This window comes from Streptomyces mobaraensis NBRC 13819 = DSM 40847 (assembly GCF_017916255.1).
In the GTDB taxonomy this organism is placed as follows: Bacteria; Actinomycetota; Actinomycetes; order Streptomycetales; family Streptomycetaceae; genus Streptomyces; species Streptomyces mobaraensis.
The window spans coordinates 19,851-37,732 of the sequence record NZ_CP072827.1 but is presented as its reverse complement, the minus strand read 5'-3'; the positions used below and the strand labels follow the sequence as shown (position 1 = coordinate 37,732).

The window sequence follows — 17,882 nt, the reverse complement described above, 5'->3', positions numbered from 1 at the left end:
GCGGTGTCCGGTACGGACGGGCCGTCGGGATTCCTCGCCGGCCCCCCGCGGATTCGCACGTCGTGACGTCGCGGCGGGCCGGTTGGGTTCCAGGAGGGTGGCCGGTGGCAGTCGTAGACCTGCGGCACCACCGCGGAGGACGTAAACATACGGAAACAGATGGAAGCAGGCGGAAACAGACGAAAGGTGAATCCGGCGCCATGAATCCGAAACCCGCACCCCACATCAACGTACGACGCGTCTACGACCCGCCCCAGCCCGCCGACGGCACCCGGGTCCTGGTCGACCGCCTGTGGCCGCGTGGCCTCGCCAAGGAGGACGCGCACGTCGACGAGTGGCCCAAGGAGCTCACGCCCTCCACCGAACTGCGCCGGTGGTACCACGGCCCCGACGGCACGTTCGACGAGTTCCGCCGCCGCTACGAGGCCGAACTCGCCGCGCCCGAGGCGGCCGGGGCCCTCGACCGCCTGCGCGGCCTCGCGGCCGAAGGCCCCGTCACCCTCCTGACCGCGGCCAAGGACCCCGCCCACAGCCATACGGAGGTGCTGCGCGGGCACCTCGGCGGATGAAGGACGCCGAGGACGCTAGGAGACAGCCCGCGCGCCCGCCCCGGCGGGGACGGGGAGCGGGCCGGCCGCGCACGTCGTGTCGCGTCCCGGCGCCCGGCCCGTCAGCAGGTACTCGGTGACGATGGCGTCGACGCACGCGTTGCCGTCGCGGTACTGGCCGTGGTCGCCGCCGCCCGTGACGGTGACCAGGCGGGAGCCGCGCAGGGCCCGGTGGTCCGCGAGCGCGGCCTCGTAGTACGTGGCGGGGTCGCGCACGGAGTTGACCATCAGCGTCGTCGGCAGGCCGGCGCCCGTGACCTTGACCCTCGGCGTGGCAGACGCCGGCCAGTACGCGCACACCGAGGAGAAGGCCAGTTCGCGGGCCCCGGCGAGCGGCAGCGCCGCGGTGTCCCGCGCGCCGCGCCGGACCCAGGTGCCGACGTCACGGTTCCAGGCGGTGTCGCCGCAGGTCACGGAGAAGAACTCGGCGAGGAAGGCCGGGCTGAGGTAGGAGCCGAAGACCTTCTCCAGCAGGTGCCGTTCGCCGGGCTCCGCGTCGTTGCCGCGGTCCAGCGCGTGGAGCGCCGCCGCCAGCGCGGGGAAGCCCTCCCGCGCGTTGTACATGGCCTGGATCGTGCCGTTGTCCAGTTGGTTCGGGCCGATGACGGCCGTGCCGACGGTCACCGGGTGCTCGGCCAGTGCCCGTCGTCGCGCCTCCCACCGGGCCTTGACCTCCCCGGCCGTCCGCCCGTAGTGGTACACGGCGTCGTACTTCGCCAGCCACGGCAGGAAGTCCCCTTCGAACCGGCGCTGGAAGCTCCTGGGCTGCCCCCGCTCGAACGCCTCCCACGAACCCGCCCAGCCGACGTTGCTGTCCAGCACCATCCGTTCCACGCGCCGGGGGAACAGCGTCGCGTAGTAGGCGCCGATCATGGTGGCGTAGGAGGGGCCGTAGTACGAGATCCGCTCCGCGCCGAGCAGGGAACGGAACAGGTCCACGTCCCGGACCGTCTGCTCGGTGGTCAGATACGGCAGCAGCCCGCCGCTGCGTGCCTCGCAGTCGCGCGCCATCGCGCGCGATCGATCCAGCACGCCCCGGAGGGCGGCGGGGGAGCGGTCCCGGAAGTCGTGGGCGAAGAACTCCCGGAACTCCTCCTCCGTCTGGCACACCGGACGCGTGCTGCGGCCGACGCCCCGCTGGTCGAAGCCCACCACGTCGTACGCGGCGGCCAGTTCGGGCTTGTCCTCGACGAGGCCGGACGGCCGGTCGAGCCCCGAGGCACCCGGCCCTCCCGCCGCCACCATCAGCACCCCGCGCCGGCCGCCGGGGCCGCTCGCGCGGTGCCGGGAGACCGCCACGGTCAGATCGTGACCGGCGTTCGGCCGGTGCCAGTCGCGGGGGACGGTCATCGCCGCGCACTCCAGCACCGACCCGTCCCCGCAGGGCCGCCAGCCCAGCCGCTGCTGCGCGTACCGTACGGGCACCCGCGCCTCCGCCGCGTCCCCGGCCCGTGCGACGCCGGCCGGCAGCACCGCGGCGGCCATGACCGCCGCCGCCGTTCCGGCCAGCGCGACCGCGCCCCTCCGCCGCGCCCGCGACCCCCTTCGCCCGCCCCACGCCTTGGCCATCGGACCCTCCCAACGATGTCACTTCGGTGTCGGCACCGATCCTCCTGCCGGTCCCGGCGCGGCTCCATCCGGCTGGCACCCGACGTGGGGGTGGTACTGGTGCCCGCACCGGCGGCCGGCGACGTCCGACAGCATCCGACGGCATCAGGGCGCGGCTTCACGTCGGCGGCGCGGTTGGCGGAGTCCGGGAAGCATCCGACGGGCGTTCGTGCCGACCGCGCAGTCACCGCCGCGGGGTCCGTCAGGGCGAGGCCGTCCGCCCGGCCGTGCCGTCAGCGGGGGTGGACCGGAGCGTCCGGCGCCAGCAGCCGGTCCAGGGCGCGGCGGGTACGGGCCGGTGCCTCCGGGTCGGCGAGGAGCTGCAACTCCTGGTTGAGCGCCAGGTAGCAGCCGACGAGTTCGTACGTCACCTGCTCGGGATCGGTGCCGGCGGGCAGATCGCCGGCCGCGACCGCCTGGCGGACCTCGGCCGCGAGGCGGCGGCGCCAGACGCGGCTGAGCCGCGCCACCGCGTCGCGCACCCGGCCGCCCCGGGCGTCGAACTCCACGGAGGCGGTGGTGAAGAGGCACCCGCCCGGGAAGACGGCGCGTTCGTGTTCCAGGTAACCGATCCACGCCTCGCACAGCGCACGCAGCCGCGGCAGGCCCGGCGGGGCGTCTTCGGCGGGGTGCCAGACGCTGTGGACGAAGACCGCGGAGGCGCCCTCCAGAACGGCGAGCTGGAGGGTCTCCTTGGTGCCGAAATGGCCGAGGATGCCGGCCTTGCTCATGCCCAGGTCGGTGGCGAGCCGCCCGATGGTCAGCCCCTCCAGGCCCTCCACCGAGGCGATCGCGATGCCGCGGTCGATGATCCGCCGACGAGTGGAGCGGGCTTCGGCGGCGGACTTCCGTGGGCTCATCCGGCCATCCTAGTCACTCGCCTTACATTTAGCTTCCGATCGGTCGGTTGCTATATTCCGGCGTGGCGGCGCCTTCCTCGGCCGGCCCCTTGGGCTCCCTTGGGCTCCCTTGAGCCCCTTTGGGCCTCTTGGGCTCTTTTTGGGCTCCCGGGCCTCCTTGGGCGCGCGCCGCCTTCCCCCGAGTCGCGCCGAATGAGTCGCACCGAAGCAAGGAGAACGACCGTGCCGGGATCCCGTATCGCCGCCCTGGGCCACTACCAGCCGTCGCGCGTCCTGACCAACGACGACCTGGCGGGCATGGTCGACACCAGCGACGAGTGGATCCGCCGCCGGACCGGCATCGCCACCCGGCGGATCGCCGCCGAGACGGAGTCGGTCGCCGACATGGCGGCCGCCGCGGCGGCCAAGGCCCTCGCCGCGGCGGGCCTGGAGCCCTCCGACATCGACCTGGTCACGGTGGCGACCTGCTCGGCCGCCGACCGCTGTCCCTCGACCGCCGCCCAGGTCGCCGGACGCCTCGGCATCCCCTCGGCCGTCGCGTACGACCTCAACAACGGCTGCGCCGGCTTCTGTACCGCCCTCGCCGGCGCCGACCACTCCGTCCGCGCCGGCGCCGCACGCCACGCCCTGATCATCGGCGCGGAGAAGATGTCCGACGTCACGGACTGGACCGACCGCAGCACCTGCGTCCTGCTCGGCGACGGCGCGGGGGCGGCCGTCGTCAGCGCCGCCGAACACGAGGGGATAGGCCCGGTCGTCTGGGGCTCGGACCCGACGCGCGCCGACGCCGTCCGGCTCATGGGCGACTGGCACCCGCGCTTCGCCCAGGAGGGCCAGACCGTCTTCCGCTGGGTCACCACCGAACTCCCGGCTCTCGTCCGCGAGGTGTGCCGCCGCGCCGGCCTCACCCCGTCCGACCTCGCGGGCGTGGTGACCCACCAGGCCAACCTGCGCATCATCGAGTCCGTCGTCCGCCAACTCGACCTGCCGGAGCACGTGGTGGTCGCCCAGGACGTCGTGGACTCCGGCAACACCTCCGCCGCGTCCGTCCCCCTCGCCCTGGCCAAACTGACCGAACGCGGCGAACTCCCCACCGGTGGCCCGGTCCTGCTGATGGCCTTCGGCGGCGGGATGTCCTGGGCGGGCCAGGTCGTCACCTGCCCCTGAGGCGACCGCTCCGGCCGGTCACGCCCTCCAGCCTCGCGGTCCCCACCTCCCCCGGGTGCGCAGCGCCACGACGCTGCGCATCTGCACAGGGAGTCGTCAGTGTCGAAGGGCCGGTGACTTCCCGCATTTCCCCGGCCCGACGAGCGGGGGCAGCACGTCCAGCCGACGGTGCGTACCACGCGCGGGGGCGCACAAGGCAGTGTCGGCCGTCCGGCGGGCTCCCGTTGCTCTCGCGCGCCGCCCCGGGCGCGCGGTTGTCGGCCGACGGTGATGTGTCGTGCGCTCGGCCGGCCTGTACGGGCGTGGAGGGGAAGGTGTCCGGTGGGCGCGCGCGGTACGTCGCCCGGGTGCTGGGGCGGTTGCTGGCCGAACAGGCGCGGGCCCGCCGTAAACCGGGGGACGGGGCGGAGGAGCGGGCGCGGGCCGTGCGCGAGGCGCTTCAGGACCTCGGGCCCTTCTACATCAAGGTCGGCCAGTTGTTGTCGACCCGGCCGGACTTCGTACCGCCGGCCATGCTGGAGGAGTTGGCGACGCTGCACGACCGGGTCTCTCCCGCGCCGTTCTCGGATTTCGAGCCGGTGCTGGCAGCGGACCTGGGGCCCAAGTGGCGGCGCTTGCTCCGGGATTTCGACACGGCCTTGCCGCTGGGGGCGGCGTCCCTGGCCCAGGTCTACCGCGCGCGGCTGGCCGACGGCACCCCCGTGGCCGTCAAACTGCAACGGCCCGGCGCGCAGCGGGTGATGGCCGACGACATGCGGCTGCTGCGCCGGGCGGCCGCTCTCGTGGCGCGTGCGACGCCGAAGTTCACCGCGGTGGTGGACGTACCCGCCATGCTGGAGGTGCTCTTCGACGCCATGGAGGCCGAGACGGACTTCCGCGTCGAAGCCGCGAACATGCGCCGGGCCCGGCAACTGACCCAGCCCTACGAGCACCTGACCGTACCGCGGGTGCTGATGCCGCCGACCCGGCGGGTGCTGGTGCAGTCCCTGGCCCCCGGGACGTCGATCCGCGACGCCGACCCGCGCGACTTCACCCTCGCCCAGCGCACCGGCATCGGCCGCGACCTGATGGCGTTCATGTACCACGGCTTCTTCCTCGACCGCTACTTCCACGCCGACCCCCACCCCGGCAACCTCTTCGTCCACCCCGGCGAGCCCGCCCACCTGATCGACTGGGGCATGGTCGGCCGCATGGACAGCTCCACCAGCCGCAGCCTGGTGCTGGCCCTGCTCACCATCGCCGACGACCTGCGCACCATCATCTTCGGCCTCGCCCGCGAGACCCTCTCCGAGCGACAGGCCGCCCGCACCGCCCTGGACATCATCATCGCCGCACCGGGAGCACTCCAGCAGACCCGCGGCATCCTGCGCACCCTCGCCGACCAGGACCTCACCCTCCACGCCAAGGTCGCCGGCGAACCCAACCGCCACGGCAAACTCAACGACACCGGACCCCGCGCCTCCTGGGCAAGTAGCCCTCGCCCTCGCCGTATACCTCGCCTGCGGCGCCGGAGGGCGGTGAACCCGGACCGGGCGCCCACCCCCGCTCATCCGGGCGTCGGCGGGCGGACGGCCGAGACGGCCGCCCGGAGGGCCGACAGGCCGTTCTGCCCCGGCACCCCCGCCCCCCACGCGACCTCCTGGGCCAGGACGGCGGCAAGCACCCGATAGGTGCAGTCCCGCCCGGTGGCCGCGTCCCGCGCCCGGAAGGATCCGCCGGCGCGTACGTCCTCCGCCAATTCCGCCAGCGCGACCGGACGTTGGCGCGCCATGTCGAACAGGGAGCCGTCGTGGTGCCGCGCCAGGTCGCGCGTCGGCGGGGTGCGGACGGGGGTGCCGCCGGGCCCGGCTCCCTCCGTCCGCCGGGAGCCCATCACCCGTGGGCCCGGCGGGACCTTCCGGCCGTGGCGCGCACGGTGGTGGCCGCGGTCGAGGCGTCCGGCTCGTCGGCGTCCCTCCCCGGCCGGACGTTGTCGCTGACCGTCTTGCGCAGGTCGTGCTCCACGTCCCGCATGCGGTCGAGGCACTCGTCGGTGAACTCCTTGGCGTCGTCGATCACATTGCCGATGAAGCGGATGAGACCGGTGCGGCCGCGGCCGTGCGAGCGGTCGGGCATCGTCGGAGACCCTTCTCGTGGGGAGACGTACGGCAGTGTGTGCGGTGCGATGCAGTGCGATGCCGGTCCAGCGGCCGGGCCTTCCGATGGCGTCCGAACGTCCGGCCGTCCGACCAGCACCGGCAGGCCGGGACGGCGCGTGGCCGCCCGAGGGGGCGCGCGGGCCTGGGCCAGCGCCGTATCACCGTGTCCGGCACCGGCCCGCGGACGTTCCCGTACCCGCTCGCCGGAGGCGGATCCGGTGGACGGCCGGCGGAAGCGGTCGGGAGCATCACGGCCTCTCTGCTCGTCATGAGGGCTCGGCTCCCAGGGGGCCGACGCCCTCCCATCAAGCCGACGTCCTCTCCATCAAAGGGAACGCCCGACTCCCGGTCCAGGCGTGGGCGGCCTCCGACGGCGGCATCCGGGCGTCACCGGCAGGCGGGGACGGCGCGCGGGGGGACTGCGCGACGCTGCGTCCAGCAAGGGGCGCATGCCCTGGTCCGCGCGCCGTGTCCGGGTGTGGAACCGCTCCGGCGCGGGCGGCCGTCGGGTGAGCGGGAGCGCGTACGCCGCCCTCAGCGCGATGGACGGGGTGCGGAAACGGTCCGCCGGGGTGCCGCCGTGCTTCTTCCGGCCGGGAGTGCTCCCGGCCGGCCGTGTCCGGACCGCGGGGGGATGGGCATGCGCATCGTAGGCGACGCATCGTGCCAGGTCCGGCTGGTGCGGTCGGTGGTCGTCGCGCGACTGCCAAGCGCCACGGACTGCGGGGTACCGCTTCTCAGCGGGCCGGGCCGGGCCGGGCCGGGCCGGGCCGGGTCAGGTCAGGTCAGACGGGGCCGGGGCGGGCCGGTCGGGGAGCGGGTGCGAGCCGAGAGGCGGTACCGGACGCGCCGCCCCGTCCCGGCGGGGACCGTCGCCGGTACCGGTACCGGCGACGAGCGATCGGCGGAGGTCGGGGATCGAACACCCCCGGGGGACGAGGACGCGGCTGATCACCGGTTCGACTCCCTCACCCGGGCCGGACGAACCGCCCCCGCTGCCGCCGGGGCACCGTCCGCGCCGTTCGCGCCGTCTGCCACCGGTCGGCCGGCGGAACCGTCGGCTCGCCGTCCGCGACCAGGAAGGAGTGGTCCCGTGCTCGACGACGAGACGTCGGCGAGGCTGCGCCAGCCGTTTCCCACGCTGGTGAATCCGCACGCGGCGGACATGCAGGAGCACACCGACCGCGTCTGGATCGACGGCGAATGCGCGGGATTCGTACCACCCGATATCGCGGAGCGGTCCAAGAAGACCCGCGCCGCCTACGTGGCCTCGTATTTCTATCCCATGGCCACCTGGGAACGACTCAAACCACTGGCGAGAATGATGCTCTTCTCGCTGCACCAGGACGACATCTACGAGCGCGTCACTCCGCGGGTCGTCCGGGCCGTCCGTGAGCGCACGGTGGCGGTGGCTCGCGGGAAGGCCACCGCGCACCAGGCGGGGGAGATCCACGGTCGTCCCACGTTCAGGAGGCTCAAATCCCTGGCCGTCAGGCTCCCGGGGTGGTTCAACGGATTCCAGTCCTATGACAAGGACCAGCGCACCGGCATGGGAAACCTCAACCCCATCAAGGTGGTCCGCCGTGAACGCTCCTGCTCCCTGGCGGACGCCCGCGAATGGGTGTTCCGCCTGCACGAGAACGACCTTGACGAGTTCGCGCGACTCCGGCGGAACCTGCCGGACTTCCGTGAAGGGCACGACGCCGTCGAGAACCACATCCGCCACTTCGAATTCGTGGTCTCCGGCCGGCGCGGTGTGGACGCGAAGATCTCCCGCTACGACCTGGGAACCTACACGGACCACCACCGACTCGCCTTGGCGGCCCGTGTCTCCGGGCCCGGGACGAAAGGATGACCATGCCCGACACGTTGCCGGTCCCCGAGCTGTCCTATCCGTTCCCGACCGTCGTCAGCCCCTTCGAAACGGACGAGTCGTTCCACGACGAGCGGGAATGGTACGAGACGTATTACGGCTTCCTTCCCGAAGGGGATCGCGCCAAGTACAAGGAACACGACCTCGCCCAAGGCGCGGCCTATATGTCGCCCACCGTCACCGACCCGGCCCGCCTGCGGCCCATGGCACGGTGGTTCGTCTTCCTCACCCAGATCGACGACTACCACGAGTTCCACACGGTCCCGGAACTCGTCGCCGTGCGCGACCGGGTCCGCGACATCCTGAGCGGAGAGGAACCACACGACGGGGAACCGGGACACCTGCGCTTCCTGGCCCGTATGCGTGCCGAATTCCAGGAGTTCATGCCCCACTTGTGGCTGGAGCGGCTCGCGCACTCCTTCCACGAGTTCTTCACCTACGGGGTCATGGAAGAGGCGCCGTACAAACTCGGGAAGAGGTCCGGTCCGCCATCCCTGGCGCACTATCTCCTCATCCACGAGTACTCCATCGCCATGCGGCCCTACGGGGATCTGGTCGAACCGGCGATGGGCGGCGTGCTGCCGGAGTCCGTCTTCCGCCACCCGGTCATCCAGCGGCTCCGCTCGCTGATCTGCCGGCTGATGTCCGTCCAGAACGACCTGCACTCCCTGGCCAAGGAAGAGGCCCGCCCGTCCGAATGCGTCAACATCGTCCCTGTGCTGTGTCATGAACTGGGGTGCACACGCGACGAGGCGGTCGCTGAGGCGGTACGGATCCTCGACTCCTTCTCCGCGGAGATCCTGGCCCTCGGCCGGCAGCTCCCCGACTTCGGCCCCTATCAGGAGGGGGTCCGGGAGTACTTCCGCCAGATGCAGCTCATGGTCACCGGCCTCGAACGCTGGTACCGGTATTCACGCTCCACCCGGTACCGGATCCCCGGTGCCTTCCCGGACGTCGCTCCGGAAGCCCGCCGGCGCCCTTGAGCGGGCCAACCGGTGCGAGCGGACGCACCGGCGTGCTCCGGCCGTTCCGGGCAGACCCCCACCCCACCCCCACGCCCCTCGACAGAGCCCCTCATGAACGACGACACCGACGGCGCCACCCGCATCATCCTCGACACCGGCGCCGAACACACCGTCGAGCAAATGATCGACAACCGCCACCACCAGGCCATGACCGCCCTCCACCACGCCCGCCTCCCCGACAACGCCTCCCACGCCCTACGCGCCATCGCCGAAGCGGCGGTATACCGCACGTCCTGACGCCCGGAGGCCCGCCGTCCTGCAGCCCACCGGCCACACCCATCCCACCCCCACGGCCGGCCGCATACTTGGGGCTCATTCCGCACAGGAACCCTTCCCCTGCTCGTACCGTTCGATGACGGCCTGTGCCCATGGGCACATGACCAACCGCGGAATGACGGAAGCCGAGAACCAGCGCACCATGATGCCCTCGGTGAGAGGCAGGGTCTCGGCCGCACCGTCCCAGCGGCCCAGGAAGACGGTGATCAGGTCATCCGTCGCGTCCGCCACGTGCGCCGGCACGACGGCGTACCGCTTGAGTCCGGGCAGAACCAGGCCCACTTCTTCCTTCAGCTCTCGGGCGATGGCTGCCTCGGGCGTCTCCTCGTCGCCCTCCCGACCCCCTCCGAGCAGCGACCACGTGCCGGGGTCGCAAATGCCGGGGATGTTGTCCCGCAGGTGCAATAAGTACTCCCCACGCGAGTTGATGATCAGAGCCGCCGTACCCAGTGGTCCCTCCACGTCTGTTCCTTCCCGCTGCCGGCCGCTTCCGGTGGAGCGTTACCGCGCGTCAATCCCCTTGTGAGGGAGGCGCGTCGGTCGCCTTCCGTTCCCTTTCCCACAGGTCTCTTTCCCCGCGGGCTGGGAGCGCTAAGTGGACCGGCTCGCGGCGTATCGTTTCTCCACAGCCGAACACATGTTCACCGCGGTCGCGCCTATCGTCGGTGCCCGTTCCACCACACCGAGAACGCACAGGGGGCACCACCATGGAAGCTTTGCGGCACCTCGCCGCCCATCTGGGACTCGACCTCGCGGCCGTCTGCCTGTTGACCTTCCGCATCTACCACCCGCGACACGGGCGCCGGGACCTCGTCCCGTCCCTACTGGCCCTGAACGCGGGCCTGTTCACCGTCGTCCACGTCCTGGCCGCGACGGACGGCGGCCACGGAGGGACCTCGTTGGGGCTCGGGCTGTTCGGCGTGCTGTCCCTGGTCAGGCTCCGCTCCGACGCCGTTCAGCAGGAGGAGGTCGGCTACTACTTCACCGCGATGGTCCTCGGCCTGCTCTGCGCACTGCCGCACCTCTCGCTCCTGACGGCCGCCGCGCTGAGCGCCGTCCTGCTGCTCGTCGTCCACACCGCGGACCACCCCCGCATGCTGGCCGGTTCGCGCCGGGCCCTCGTCACCCTGGACACCGCGCACGGCGACCCGGACACCCTGCGGGCCGACCTCGCCCGCCGGCTGGGCGAGCCCCTGCACTGGACGGTGGTGAACGTCGACTACGTCCGGGACCTCACCGTCGTCGACGTGCGCTACCGCGAGCACCTGCCGGCGTTCCCCGGCGCGAGCGCGCACCGCGCCCAGCCCGCCCGGGAGACGGTGTGAGCGGCGTCGGACGGCTCGCGGCGCGGCCCGCGGGCGCCGGGGTCCGCGGCATCCGGACCGCCGCCGACGCCGCCGCCCCCATCTCCCTCGCCGAACTCAACGAACGCGCCGGGCTCCTCACCCGCTTCGACCGTTCCTACCTGCTGCCCACGGAGGTCTTCCTGCGGCTGGCCGAACGGCTGACGGACCCCCGGCGCCCCGGCGGCCCCTTCCGCGCCCTGACGATCGACGGGCGGCGCGCCTTCCGCTACCACTCCGTCTACTACGACACCCCAGGGCTCCGCTCCTTCCACGACCACCGCCAGGGCCGCAGACTCCGGTTCAAGATCCGTGAGCGGGTGTACGAGGACTCGGGCGAGCGGCAGTTCGAGATCAAGCTCAAAGGCCGGCGCGGCGACACCGTCAAACACCGCAGCATCCTGACGGACGGCGCCGACCCGCTCGACGCCCACCACCGCTCTTTTCTCGCAAGCACCCTGCGCCGCACCTACGGCATCGAACCCCCCGCCGCACTCACCCTGTCCCTCACCACGGACTACCTGCGCACCACCCTGGTAGCCGACGGCGAACGCGTCACCTGCGACGCCGGGCTGCTCTGCGGCGACCTGCGGACCGGGCGGACGGTGCGCTGCGACACGGACCTCGTCCTCGTCGAGACCAAGTCGGCCGGTCACCTCACCGACGCCGACCGGCTCCTGCACGGCTACGGGGAGCGCCCGGCGGTCTTCACCAAGTACTGCGGCGGACTCGCGGCCCTCCACCCGGGCCTGCCCGCCAACCAGTGGCGCCGCGCCGCACGCCGAGCGTTCGGGGCCCCGTGCGCGACTCCCTGAGTCGGAGGGGACCGCGACGGCCGTCGCGGCCGGGACGGGTGCCACCCGCCCCGGCCCTTCACCCCACCCGGCTCCACTCACCCCACCCGGCTCACTCAGCCGGCGCTGCCCCCTCAACCAGGGCTACCCCCCAAACCGCGCGGCCCTTCAAATCACGCGATCCCTGACCACCTGGCGGGCCAACAGCGCCTCTGTGGCGGCCAGTTCGGTCGCGGTCGCCGCCAGCCGGGCGTCGCCGTACGCGACCGTCGCCGGCTGCGGGCCTCCCGCGAGGAGGCATTGGCGGCGCAGGTGGGTCGGCGGGTGGGTGCTGTCCACGCTGTGACCGCGGCGTGTGCCGACCCGGCGCAGCCGCTCCACCTCTCGTTCCGGGACGGCACCGACATGGGCGGTCAACCCCTCCCACAACAACCGTTCCGCTTGCTCCCGTGCCTCGTGCCCACTCCGGCCGCCCCGCATCGACGCGGCCGCCGAGACCCGCCGCAACTCCGAGTCGACCGTGCGGAAGAGGAGCAGCCGGTCCAGCAGACCGACGGCGGCCTCCGTGGAACCGACCCTGGCGGCATCCGCGTCGGCCAGGTACTCGGCCCGCTGCGACGCCCGCAGGGAGAGGTGGTCGAGGAGCAGGAGCAGTCCGAGGACGGCCTGGCGGGGCAGGAACGTCACGGCGTTCACGAACAGTTCCATCAGACCTCGCACAGGGGTCCGCGCCAGCGTGTAGTGCCAGGTGGACAGCGTGTGCAGCGCCTGACCGGTGATGAAGCCGTACCGGATGTCCCCGTGGGCGAAGTGCCCGAGTTCGTGGCCCAGGAGGGCCACGCGTTCCCGCGGCGACAGGACGCGCCAGAGCGGCAGCCCCAGGAAGAGCACCCGCCGCCCGCGGTACCCGTACGCCGTCACCGCCGCGTTGAAGCGCGCGTCGACCACCACCGCGTCCACCCCGGCCGTCCCGACACCGGCCCCGACCTCGTCGATCAGCGCGAACAGCTCCGGAGCGTCGGCCCGGTACAGCACCGGGGCGTTCCTGGGCAGCCGCGCCGGCCGCGGCCACAGGACCACGGAGACGGCCAGCGCCACGACGCCGATCACGGGCTGCACCACGGTGCTCCACCCGAGCACGATCAGCAGCACCCCGGCGACCGCCACGGCCACGGTCACCCCGTGCACCAGCAGCGCCAAGGCGAACGCGGCGACCGTCGCGGCGTCCCGGCGCGGCCGGCCGAGACCGCCCCCTCGGCCCATCTCGTCGGCCAACTGCTCACCGTACCGCCGCGCGAGAGTCCGCCGTACGGCCGCGACCCGCCCGGGCCGCGGTTCGGCGGGGTCGGGATCCACGTTCCAGTCGCAGGAATCACACCAGTCGACATAGCGCTCGTCGATGGGAATCACGCCGTCGCACTCCGGGCACGCGCGCGTGGCCGTCAAGCGTTCCGCCCGCTCCGCACCATCGGTACGCACGTTCCTCGTCCCTTCCATCTGCCCCTCCCCAGGCGGCCGGTCGCCGCGCGACTGGGGAAGAGTAGACGGCCGTCGGACGTCTGCGGGCGCGAACGAGCACACTAGTGCGACGCATGTGGCTTCCCACGCCGGTCAAACAGGTGCCGCGCTCCGACGGGTTCGTGGGAGCGGACGGCACGCTCACCTCCCGGGAAAGGCCCGCATCGCGATCTCGACGGCGCGCTCCAGGTCGTCGGAGGTCGCACCGGAGGACGCCTGGACGGCGATGCCGTACCAGACGAGGCACACGTAGCGGGCCAGGTCGTCGGCGTCCGTTCCGGCGGGCAGGTCGCCGTCGCGGAGGGCCTGCTCGAAGCGTTCGCGCAGGGCGTCCTCCGAGGCGTGCCGCCGGGCGGCCGCCTCGGCGCGGACGGCGGCGGACGCGCCCCCCGTGGCCAGGGCGCCGTGCACCATGAGACAGCCGGGGCCGTCCTCCCCGGTGGTGACCGCGATGGTGCCGCGCAGCAGGGTCTCGGTGGCGGTACGGGCGGTGGGCTGCCGGAGCGCGTCCCGCACATGCACGGCCGTCTCCATGTAGCGGTCGAGCACCTTCCGGAAGAGCGCCTCCTTGTTGCCGTAGGCGGCGTACAGGCTGGGCCGGCTGATCCCCATCGCCTCGGTGAGGTCCGACAGCGCGGTGCCCTCGTACCCCTGCCGCCAGAACACGCGCAGGGCGCGGTCGAGCCGTTCGTCGAGGTCGAATTCGCGCGGGCGTCCGGGCGTCATGAGCTGCCTCCGTCGAAGTTCTGTACTGAACGGTATGGTAGCGTCCTAGTTCAGTACCGATCGGTACAGAACTAGGGAGGGTTTCCATGGTCCCCACGAACACCACACTCACCACGAGCACGCCCGCCGCGCCCACCGCGAGCGCCTCGGCCACCCAGAGCCGCCGCCTGGCCGGCAAGGTCGCCCTGGTCACCGGAGGATCGCGGGGCATCGGAGCGGCCACCGCGCGGATGCTCGCCGAGGCGGGGGCGGACGTCGCGATCTCCTACGCCGCGTCGGCCGCCCGGGCCGAGGACGTGGTCGGCGAACTGACCGCCCGCGGCGTCCGGGCCGCCGCCTACCGCGCCGACCAGGCGGACCCCGAGCAGGTCGCACGGCTGGTCACCACGGTCGCGGAGGACTTCGGGCGGCTGGACGTCCTCGTCAACAACGCAGGAGTAATCGCCTCGGGCACGGTCGGCGACCCGGCCGCGGACACCGCCGCGCTCGACCGCCAGTACGCGGTCAACGTCGGCGGCGTCGTGGCCGCCATCCGCTCCGCCGCCGGCCTGCTCTCCGACGACGGCCGCGTCATCACCATCGGCTCCAACCTCGCGGCCCGCACCGCCTTCCCCGGCGTCGCCGACTACGCGGCGGGCAAGGCGGCGGTCGTCGGATACAGCAAGGGCGCCGCACGCGACCTCGCGCCCCGCCGCATCACCGTCAACGTGATCGCGGCCGGCTCCACGGCCACCGACATGAACCCGCAGGACGGCCCGACCTCCGACCGCCAGCGTTCCACCAACGCACTGGGCCGCTACGCCCGCCCCGAGGAAATCGCCGCCGGAGTCCTCTTCCTGGCCGACCCCGCCGCCTCCTTCGTCACCGGCACCGTCCTCACCATCGACGGCGGCAGCCTGGCGTAAGCCGGTGACGGGCCGACACGACGTCCACGCCTCCCGACCGGTCCCGCTCAGCGTTCGAACGGCAGAAGTGCACCGGCCCGCTTCACCGTGCGGATCACCGGAGCCGTCTCCATCGCGCGGATCGCGTCCAACGAGCCGATCCGCTCGCTCAGATACCGCGCCAGGTCGAGCGAGTCACGGCAGTTGACGACCGCGAGCAGATTCGTCGGCCCGGTGGTCCGGGCGACGAGCGAGACCTCGGGGTGGCGGGCCATCGCGCGGGCCGCCGTCTCCCCTCTGGTCCTGGCCGTTTCCCTGCTCACCATGGGGGCCTTGGCCGACCGGCACGGCGCGCGTGCCGTGTACGTGGCCGGTCTGGCGGTCTTCGGCGTCGCTTCCCTGTCGTGCGGCCTGGCGCCGGACCCGGGGATGCTGATCGCGGCCCGCGCCGTGCAGGGCGTCGGCGGCGCGGCGATGGCCGTGACCACCTTCGCCCTGATCGGCTCCGTCTACCGGGGGCCCGTCCTGGGGCGGGCGATGGGCGTGTTCGCGGCGGTGACCGGCCTGGCCGCCGCGACCGGACCCGTCCTCGGCGGCGTCCTCACCCAATATCTCGGCTGGCGGGCGGTCTTCTTCCTCAACCTCCCTCTCGTCGCCGTCGCCGTCGCGCTGTCCCTGCGCGTCCTTGCGGCGGCGCGGCCGGGCACCGGAGCCCGCCTCGATCTGCCGGGAACGGTCGCCTTCGCGGTCTGCGGCGGATCGCTGACCTACGCCCTGACGTCAGTCGGCGAAACGGGCCCGCTCTCCCCGGCGGTGCTCGGTCCGCTGGCCCTGGCCGCCCTCGCGTTCGCCGTCTTCGTCCGCGTCGAACTGCGCGGCACCGCGCCGCTGCTGGACGTGCGGCTTTTCACCCGGGCGTCCTTCTCCGGCGTGATGACATGCGTGATCGCCTCCACGGCCGCCTTCGCGGCGCTCGTGTACACCTCGCTGTGGCTGCAGTCGGGTCTCGGCCTCGGGCCGGTACGCGCCGGGGTCGCGCTCATGCCCCTCGCCCTGGCCTCCTTCGCCACCTCACTGATCGGCGGCCGCGGGTTGCACGACAAGTCTCCGCGCGCGGTCCTCTCCGCGGGACTGCTGCTGAGCGGGGCCGGCTGCGCGCTGCAGGCGGGGGTGAACGCGCACTCGTCCGCCGCGTCCCTGACCGTGGGACTGGCCGTCACCGGCGTCGGCGTGGGATTGACGGGCCCGGTCATGGGCACCGCGGTCCTCGCGGCGTTCCCGCCCGAGCGGTCCGGCATGGCGGCCGGTGCCATGACCGCCTTCCGGCAACTGGGGCAGACCCTTTGGGCCGCCGCCTTCGGCGCCCTGTTCCGGCACGGCGAGGGCCCCATGACCGACGGCCTGAACCGCGTCCTGATCGCCACCGCGGCGGCCGGTGCCGTCGGTTCCGTCCTCGCCTGGACCTTCGTACCGCGAACGGCGGGGGAGGAGGCGTCGGCATCCGACCACCGGAAGCACACCGGCTCCCGGGCGCGATGACCCCCACCGCTGCGCCCCTCCCGCCGGGTGCTACTCCGCTTCCGTATCGCCGTCGGCCACCGGGAACGCCCCGCCGACGAGCGGGAACAGCCGGTTGACCACGGCCACGGTCACGGCGTCGCGGGGGCGCGCGGCCGGATCCCGTTCTCGGTCGCGGTAGGCGGCGAACAACCGGCGGACGGACGCGGTGAGCTCGGCCGCCTCCGCCGGGGTGAGGTGGAGGACGGCGCTGAAGGCGTCGTCCCGCTGCCACTCCGCCGGTGCCTGGTGCCGGTGGGTCAGCCACTGCCGGTAGCTCTCGTCCTCCAGATCGCGGGCGAGCGCGGGGAAGCTTTCCGGCGCCTCGCGTTCGATCTCCCGGGACCGGGCGGATGAGGCGTGGTCGGACGGCGCGGTGTCAGGCGCTGCGGGGACGGACGGCGCGGGGGAGCCCCAGCGCAGACGCCACGGCCGTGCCCGGCCGCCGCCCTGGTGCGGGACTTCCTCGATGAGGCCGTGCCGGGCGAGCTGGCGCAGATGGAAGGAGCAGAGGCCGGAGCTGTGGCCGAGGCGCGCGGCGGCCTCGGTGGAGGTGAGGGTGCCGGACTCGGCCAGGAGGTTCAGCAGGGCGATCCGTACGGGGTGGTCGGGAAGGGAGCGCGGGGCGCGGGCCGGTGATGGCCCCGCGGGTCCGGTGGGAGGGTTTCGATCACTCACTTTGCAAAGAGTGCTACTTTGCAAAGCATCTGGCAAGCCGTCAGCCGGCCGGACCGGCACCCCGCCGTCCCGCGGCCGACCCTCACGGAAGGCGTTGATCGTTCATGACCCATGGTTTCGATGACACCGCGCAGGACCGCCGCGTCCGCGTGCAGGGCGAGCCCGTCGAGTCGTACCCGCGCCTCGCCCCCGAGGCGGAACGCGGCGCGGTGCGCCGGATCGCCGTGGTCGGGGAGGAGGTCCTGCACCGCCCGTGCCGGGAGGTCACCGACTTCGGCACTCCCGAACTGGCGCGGCTGGTCGACGACATGTTCGCCACCAACGAGGCGGCCGACGGAGCCGGGCTCGCCGCCAACCAGATCGGCGTGGACCTGCGGCTGTTCGTCTGGGACATCACGGACGAGTGGGGCATCCGCCACGTCGGCCACATAGCCAACCCGGTCCTGGACGAGGTGCCCGCCGCCCACCGCCGTCTGGTGGACGAGTCCGAGGGCTGCCTCTCCGTCCCCGGCCCCTACCGCGTCGTGCCCCGCCTCGACCGCGCCGTCGTCCGAGGCCGCGACAAGAACGGCGATCCGCTGGTGATCGAGGGCAGGGGCTACTTCGCCCGGTGCCTCCAGCACGAGACCGACCACCTCAACGGCCGCCTGTACCTGGACCGGTTGACGCGGCGGGAGCGGCGATCCGCCCTCCGCGAAATGGGCGAATCCCGGGACGAGGTCCTCGCCCGGCGCGCCGCCAGGGCGAGAAGCCTCGGCAAGTGACGCGCGGGACGGCTGGGAGACGGACTCACGCCCCCGCCTCCCGCGCTCCGCTACCCGGTCTCC

19 protein-coding genes are annotated in these 17,882 nt (G+C 72.9%); 11 read left to right on the top strand and 8 right to left on the bottom strand.

Annotation, left to right across the window (positions count from 1 at the left end; genetic code table 11):
- Positions 1-200 precede the first annotated feature (200 nt).
- Positions 201-569, top strand: coding sequence for a DUF488 domain-containing protein (locus tag J7W19_RS00175; RefSeq protein WP_004953348.1), 369 nt, complete (start codon positions 201-203; stop codon positions 567-569).
- A gap of 15 nt (positions 570-584) precedes the next feature.
- Here J7W19_RS00175 and J7W19_RS00170 read toward each other — a convergent pair whose 3' ends face one another.
- On the bottom strand, positions 585-2,177 hold the full coding sequence (locus tag J7W19_RS00170; protein ID WP_004953346.1) for an alpha/beta hydrolase: 1,593 nt from the start codon (positions 2,175-2,177) through the stop codon (positions 585-587).
- A gap of 272 nt (positions 2,178-2,449) precedes the next feature.
- Positions 2,450-3,076 (bottom strand): TetR/AcrR family transcriptional regulator, encoded by a 627-nt coding sequence (locus J7W19_RS00165; RefSeq protein ID WP_004953343.1) that lies wholly within the window; start codon positions 3,074-3,076, stop codon positions 2,450-2,452.
- 222 nt (positions 3,077-3,298) lie between these two features.
- Between J7W19_RS00165 and J7W19_RS00160 the strand changes: the two genes are divergently transcribed.
- Positions 3,299-4,243: a beta-ketoacyl-ACP synthase III gene (locus J7W19_RS00160; RefSeq protein WP_004953339.1), complete on the top strand. Its 945-nt coding sequence runs from the start codon at positions 3,299-3,301 to the stop codon at positions 4,241-4,243.
- 314 nt (positions 4,244-4,557) lie between these two features.
- Positions 4,558-5,913: an ABC1 kinase family protein gene (locus J7W19_RS00155; protein WP_210455232.1), complete on the top strand. Its 1,356-nt coding sequence runs from the start codon at positions 4,558-4,560 to the stop codon at positions 5,911-5,913.
- Between the two features lie 202 nt (positions 5,914-6,115).
- Here J7W19_RS00155 and J7W19_RS00150 read toward each other — a convergent pair whose 3' ends face one another.
- Positions 6,116-6,358 carry a hypothetical protein gene (locus J7W19_RS00150; protein ID WP_004952001.1) on the bottom strand — a complete coding sequence of 81 codons (243 nt, stop codon included), beginning with the start codon at positions 6,356-6,358 and terminating at the stop codon, positions 6,116-6,118.
- Positions 6,359-7,474: 1,116 nt separating this feature from the next.
- On the opposite strand from J7W19_RS00150, the gene J7W19_RS00145 reads away from it, so the two are divergent.
- The 3 genes from J7W19_RS00145 to J7W19_RS00135 all read left to right on the top strand — a co-directional run bounded on the left by J7W19_RS00145 (position 7,475) and on the right by J7W19_RS00135 (position 9,516).
- A complete protein-coding gene (locus tag J7W19_RS00145) occupies positions 7,475-8,236 on the top strand; it encodes a terpene synthase family protein (RefSeq protein ID WP_004952003.1) in 762 nt (253 codons plus the stop codon).
- 2 nt (positions 8,237-8,238) lie between these two features.
- Complete coding sequence (locus tag J7W19_RS00140; protein WP_004952004.1) at positions 8,239-9,237, top strand: terpene synthase family protein; 999 nt, start codon at positions 8,239-8,241, stop codon at positions 9,235-9,237.
- A gap of 93 nt (positions 9,238-9,330) precedes the next feature.
- The gene (locus J7W19_RS00135; RefSeq protein WP_004952006.1) at positions 9,331-9,516 is read left to right on the top strand and encodes a hypothetical protein; all 186 of its coding nucleotides are present in this window, start codon (positions 9,331-9,333) and stop codon (positions 9,514-9,516) included.
- A 75-nt stretch (positions 9,517-9,591) separates the two neighbouring features.
- On the opposite strand, the gene J7W19_RS00130 is transcribed toward J7W19_RS00135, so the two are convergent.
- Positions 9,592-10,017 carry an NUDIX domain-containing protein gene (locus tag J7W19_RS00130; protein ID WP_004952009.1) on the bottom strand — a complete coding sequence of 142 codons (426 nt, stop codon included), beginning with the start codon at positions 10,015-10,017 and terminating at the stop codon, positions 9,592-9,594.
- 245 nt (positions 10,018-10,262) lie between these two features.
- Here J7W19_RS00130 and J7W19_RS00125 point away from each other — a divergent pair, with 245 nt between their 5' ends.
- Both J7W19_RS00125 and J7W19_RS00120 read left to right on the top strand, forming a co-directional pair.
- Positions 10,263-10,880 (top strand): DUF4956 domain-containing protein, encoded by a 618-nt coding sequence (locus J7W19_RS00125; RefSeq protein ID WP_040891947.1) that lies wholly within the window; start codon positions 10,263-10,265, stop codon positions 10,878-10,880.
- Positions 10,877-11,713, top strand: coding sequence for a polyphosphate polymerase domain-containing protein (locus J7W19_RS00120; RefSeq protein ID WP_004952014.1), 837 nt, complete (start codon positions 10,877-10,879; stop codon positions 11,711-11,713). The genes J7W19_RS00125 and J7W19_RS00120 overlap by 4 nt, the downstream gene beginning before the upstream one ends.
- 147 nt (positions 11,714-11,860) lie before the next feature.
- Here J7W19_RS00120 and J7W19_RS00115 read toward each other — a convergent pair whose 3' ends face one another.
- Both J7W19_RS00115 and J7W19_RS00110 read right to left on the bottom strand, forming a co-directional pair.
- Positions 11,861-13,102, bottom strand: a complete 1,242-nt coding sequence (locus tag J7W19_RS00115) for a M48 family metallopeptidase (protein WP_233478039.1) — start codon at positions 13,100-13,102, stop codon at positions 11,861-11,863.
- 249 nt (positions 13,103-13,351) lie between these two features.
- Positions 13,352-13,936: a TetR/AcrR family transcriptional regulator gene (locus J7W19_RS00110; protein WP_004952020.1), complete on the bottom strand. Its 585-nt coding sequence runs from the start codon at positions 13,934-13,936 to the stop codon at positions 13,352-13,354.
- An 86-nt stretch (positions 13,937-14,022) separates the two neighbouring features.
- Between J7W19_RS00110 and J7W19_RS00105 the strand changes: the two genes are divergently transcribed.
- Positions 14,023-14,841, top strand: a complete 819-nt coding sequence (locus J7W19_RS00105; RefSeq protein WP_004952021.1) for an SDR family NAD(P)-dependent oxidoreductase — start codon at positions 14,023-14,025, stop codon at positions 14,839-14,841.
- A 47-nt stretch (positions 14,842-14,888) separates the two neighbouring features.
- On the opposite strand, the gene J7W19_RS00100 is transcribed toward J7W19_RS00105, so the two are convergent.
- Positions 14,889-15,146 (bottom strand): Lrp/AsnC ligand binding domain-containing protein, encoded by a 258-nt coding sequence (locus J7W19_RS00100; RefSeq protein WP_233478038.1) that lies wholly within the window; start codon positions 15,144-15,146, stop codon positions 14,889-14,891.
- On the opposite strand from J7W19_RS00100, the gene J7W19_RS00095 reads away from it, so the two are divergent.
- Positions 15,145-16,359, top strand: a complete 1,215-nt coding sequence (locus J7W19_RS00095; RefSeq protein ID WP_106429735.1) for an MFS transporter — start codon at positions 15,145-15,147, stop codon at positions 16,357-16,359. The two genes, J7W19_RS00100 and J7W19_RS00095, sit on opposite strands and share 2 nt — an antisense overlap.
- A 30-nt stretch (positions 16,360-16,389) precedes the next feature.
- Here J7W19_RS00095 and J7W19_RS00090 read toward each other — a convergent pair whose 3' ends face one another.
- Entirely contained in the window at positions 16,390-17,055 is a 666-nt protein-coding gene (locus J7W19_RS00090; RefSeq protein ID WP_004952027.1) for a winged helix-turn-helix domain-containing protein, read from the bottom strand.
- A gap of 104 nt (positions 17,056-17,159) precedes the next feature.
- Here J7W19_RS00090 and def point away from each other — a divergent pair, with 104 nt between their 5' ends.
- Positions 17,160-17,819 (top strand): peptide deformylase, encoded by a 660-nt coding sequence (gene def, locus J7W19_RS00085; RefSeq protein ID WP_004952030.1) that lies wholly within the window; start codon positions 17,160-17,162, stop codon positions 17,817-17,819.
- The last annotated feature ends 63 nt before the right edge of the window (positions 17,820-17,882 follow it).

Coding starts and splice junctions, on each gene's coding strand:
- J7W19_RS00175 (WP_004953348.1), top strand. CDS start 201: ATGAATCCGAAACCCGCACCCCACATCAACGTACGACGCGTCTACGAC.
- J7W19_RS00170 (WP_004953346.1), bottom strand. CDS start 2,177: ATGGCCAAGGCGTGGGGCGGGCGAAGGGGGTCGCGGGCGCGGCGGAGG.
- J7W19_RS00165 (WP_004953343.1), bottom strand. CDS start 3,076: ATGAGCCCACGGAAGTCCGCCGCCGAAGCCCGCTCCACTCGTCGGCGG.
- J7W19_RS00150 (WP_004952001.1), bottom strand. CDS start 6,358: ATGCCCGACCGCTCGCACGGCCGCGGCCGCACCGGTCTCATCCGCTTC.
- J7W19_RS00140 (WP_004952004.1), top strand. CDS start 8,239: ATGCCCGACACGTTGCCGGTCCCCGAGCTGTCCTATCCGTTCCCGACC.
- J7W19_RS00135 (WP_004952006.1), top strand. CDS start 9,331: ATGAACGACGACACCGACGGCGCCACCCGCATCATCCTCGACACCGGC.
- J7W19_RS00125 (WP_040891947.1), top strand. CDS start 10,263: ATGGAAGCTTTGCGGCACCTCGCCGCCCATCTGGGACTCGACCTCGCG.
- J7W19_RS00110 (WP_004952020.1), bottom strand. CDS start 13,936: ATGACGCCCGGACGCCCGCGCGAATTCGACCTCGACGAACGGCTCGAC.
- J7W19_RS00105 (WP_004952021.1), top strand. CDS start 14,023: ATGGTCCCCACGAACACCACACTCACCACGAGCACGCCCGCCGCGCCC.
- J7W19_RS00095 (WP_106429735.1), top strand. CDS start 15,145: ATGGGGGCCTTGGCCGACCGGCACGGCGCGCGTGCCGTGTACGTGGCC.
- J7W19_RS00100 (WP_233478038.1), bottom strand. CDS start 15,146: ATGGTGAGCAGGGAAACGGCCAGGACCAGAGGGGAGACGGCGGCCCGC.
- def (WP_004952030.1), top strand. CDS start 17,160: ATGACCCATGGTTTCGATGACACCGCGCAGGACCGCCGCGTCCGCGTG.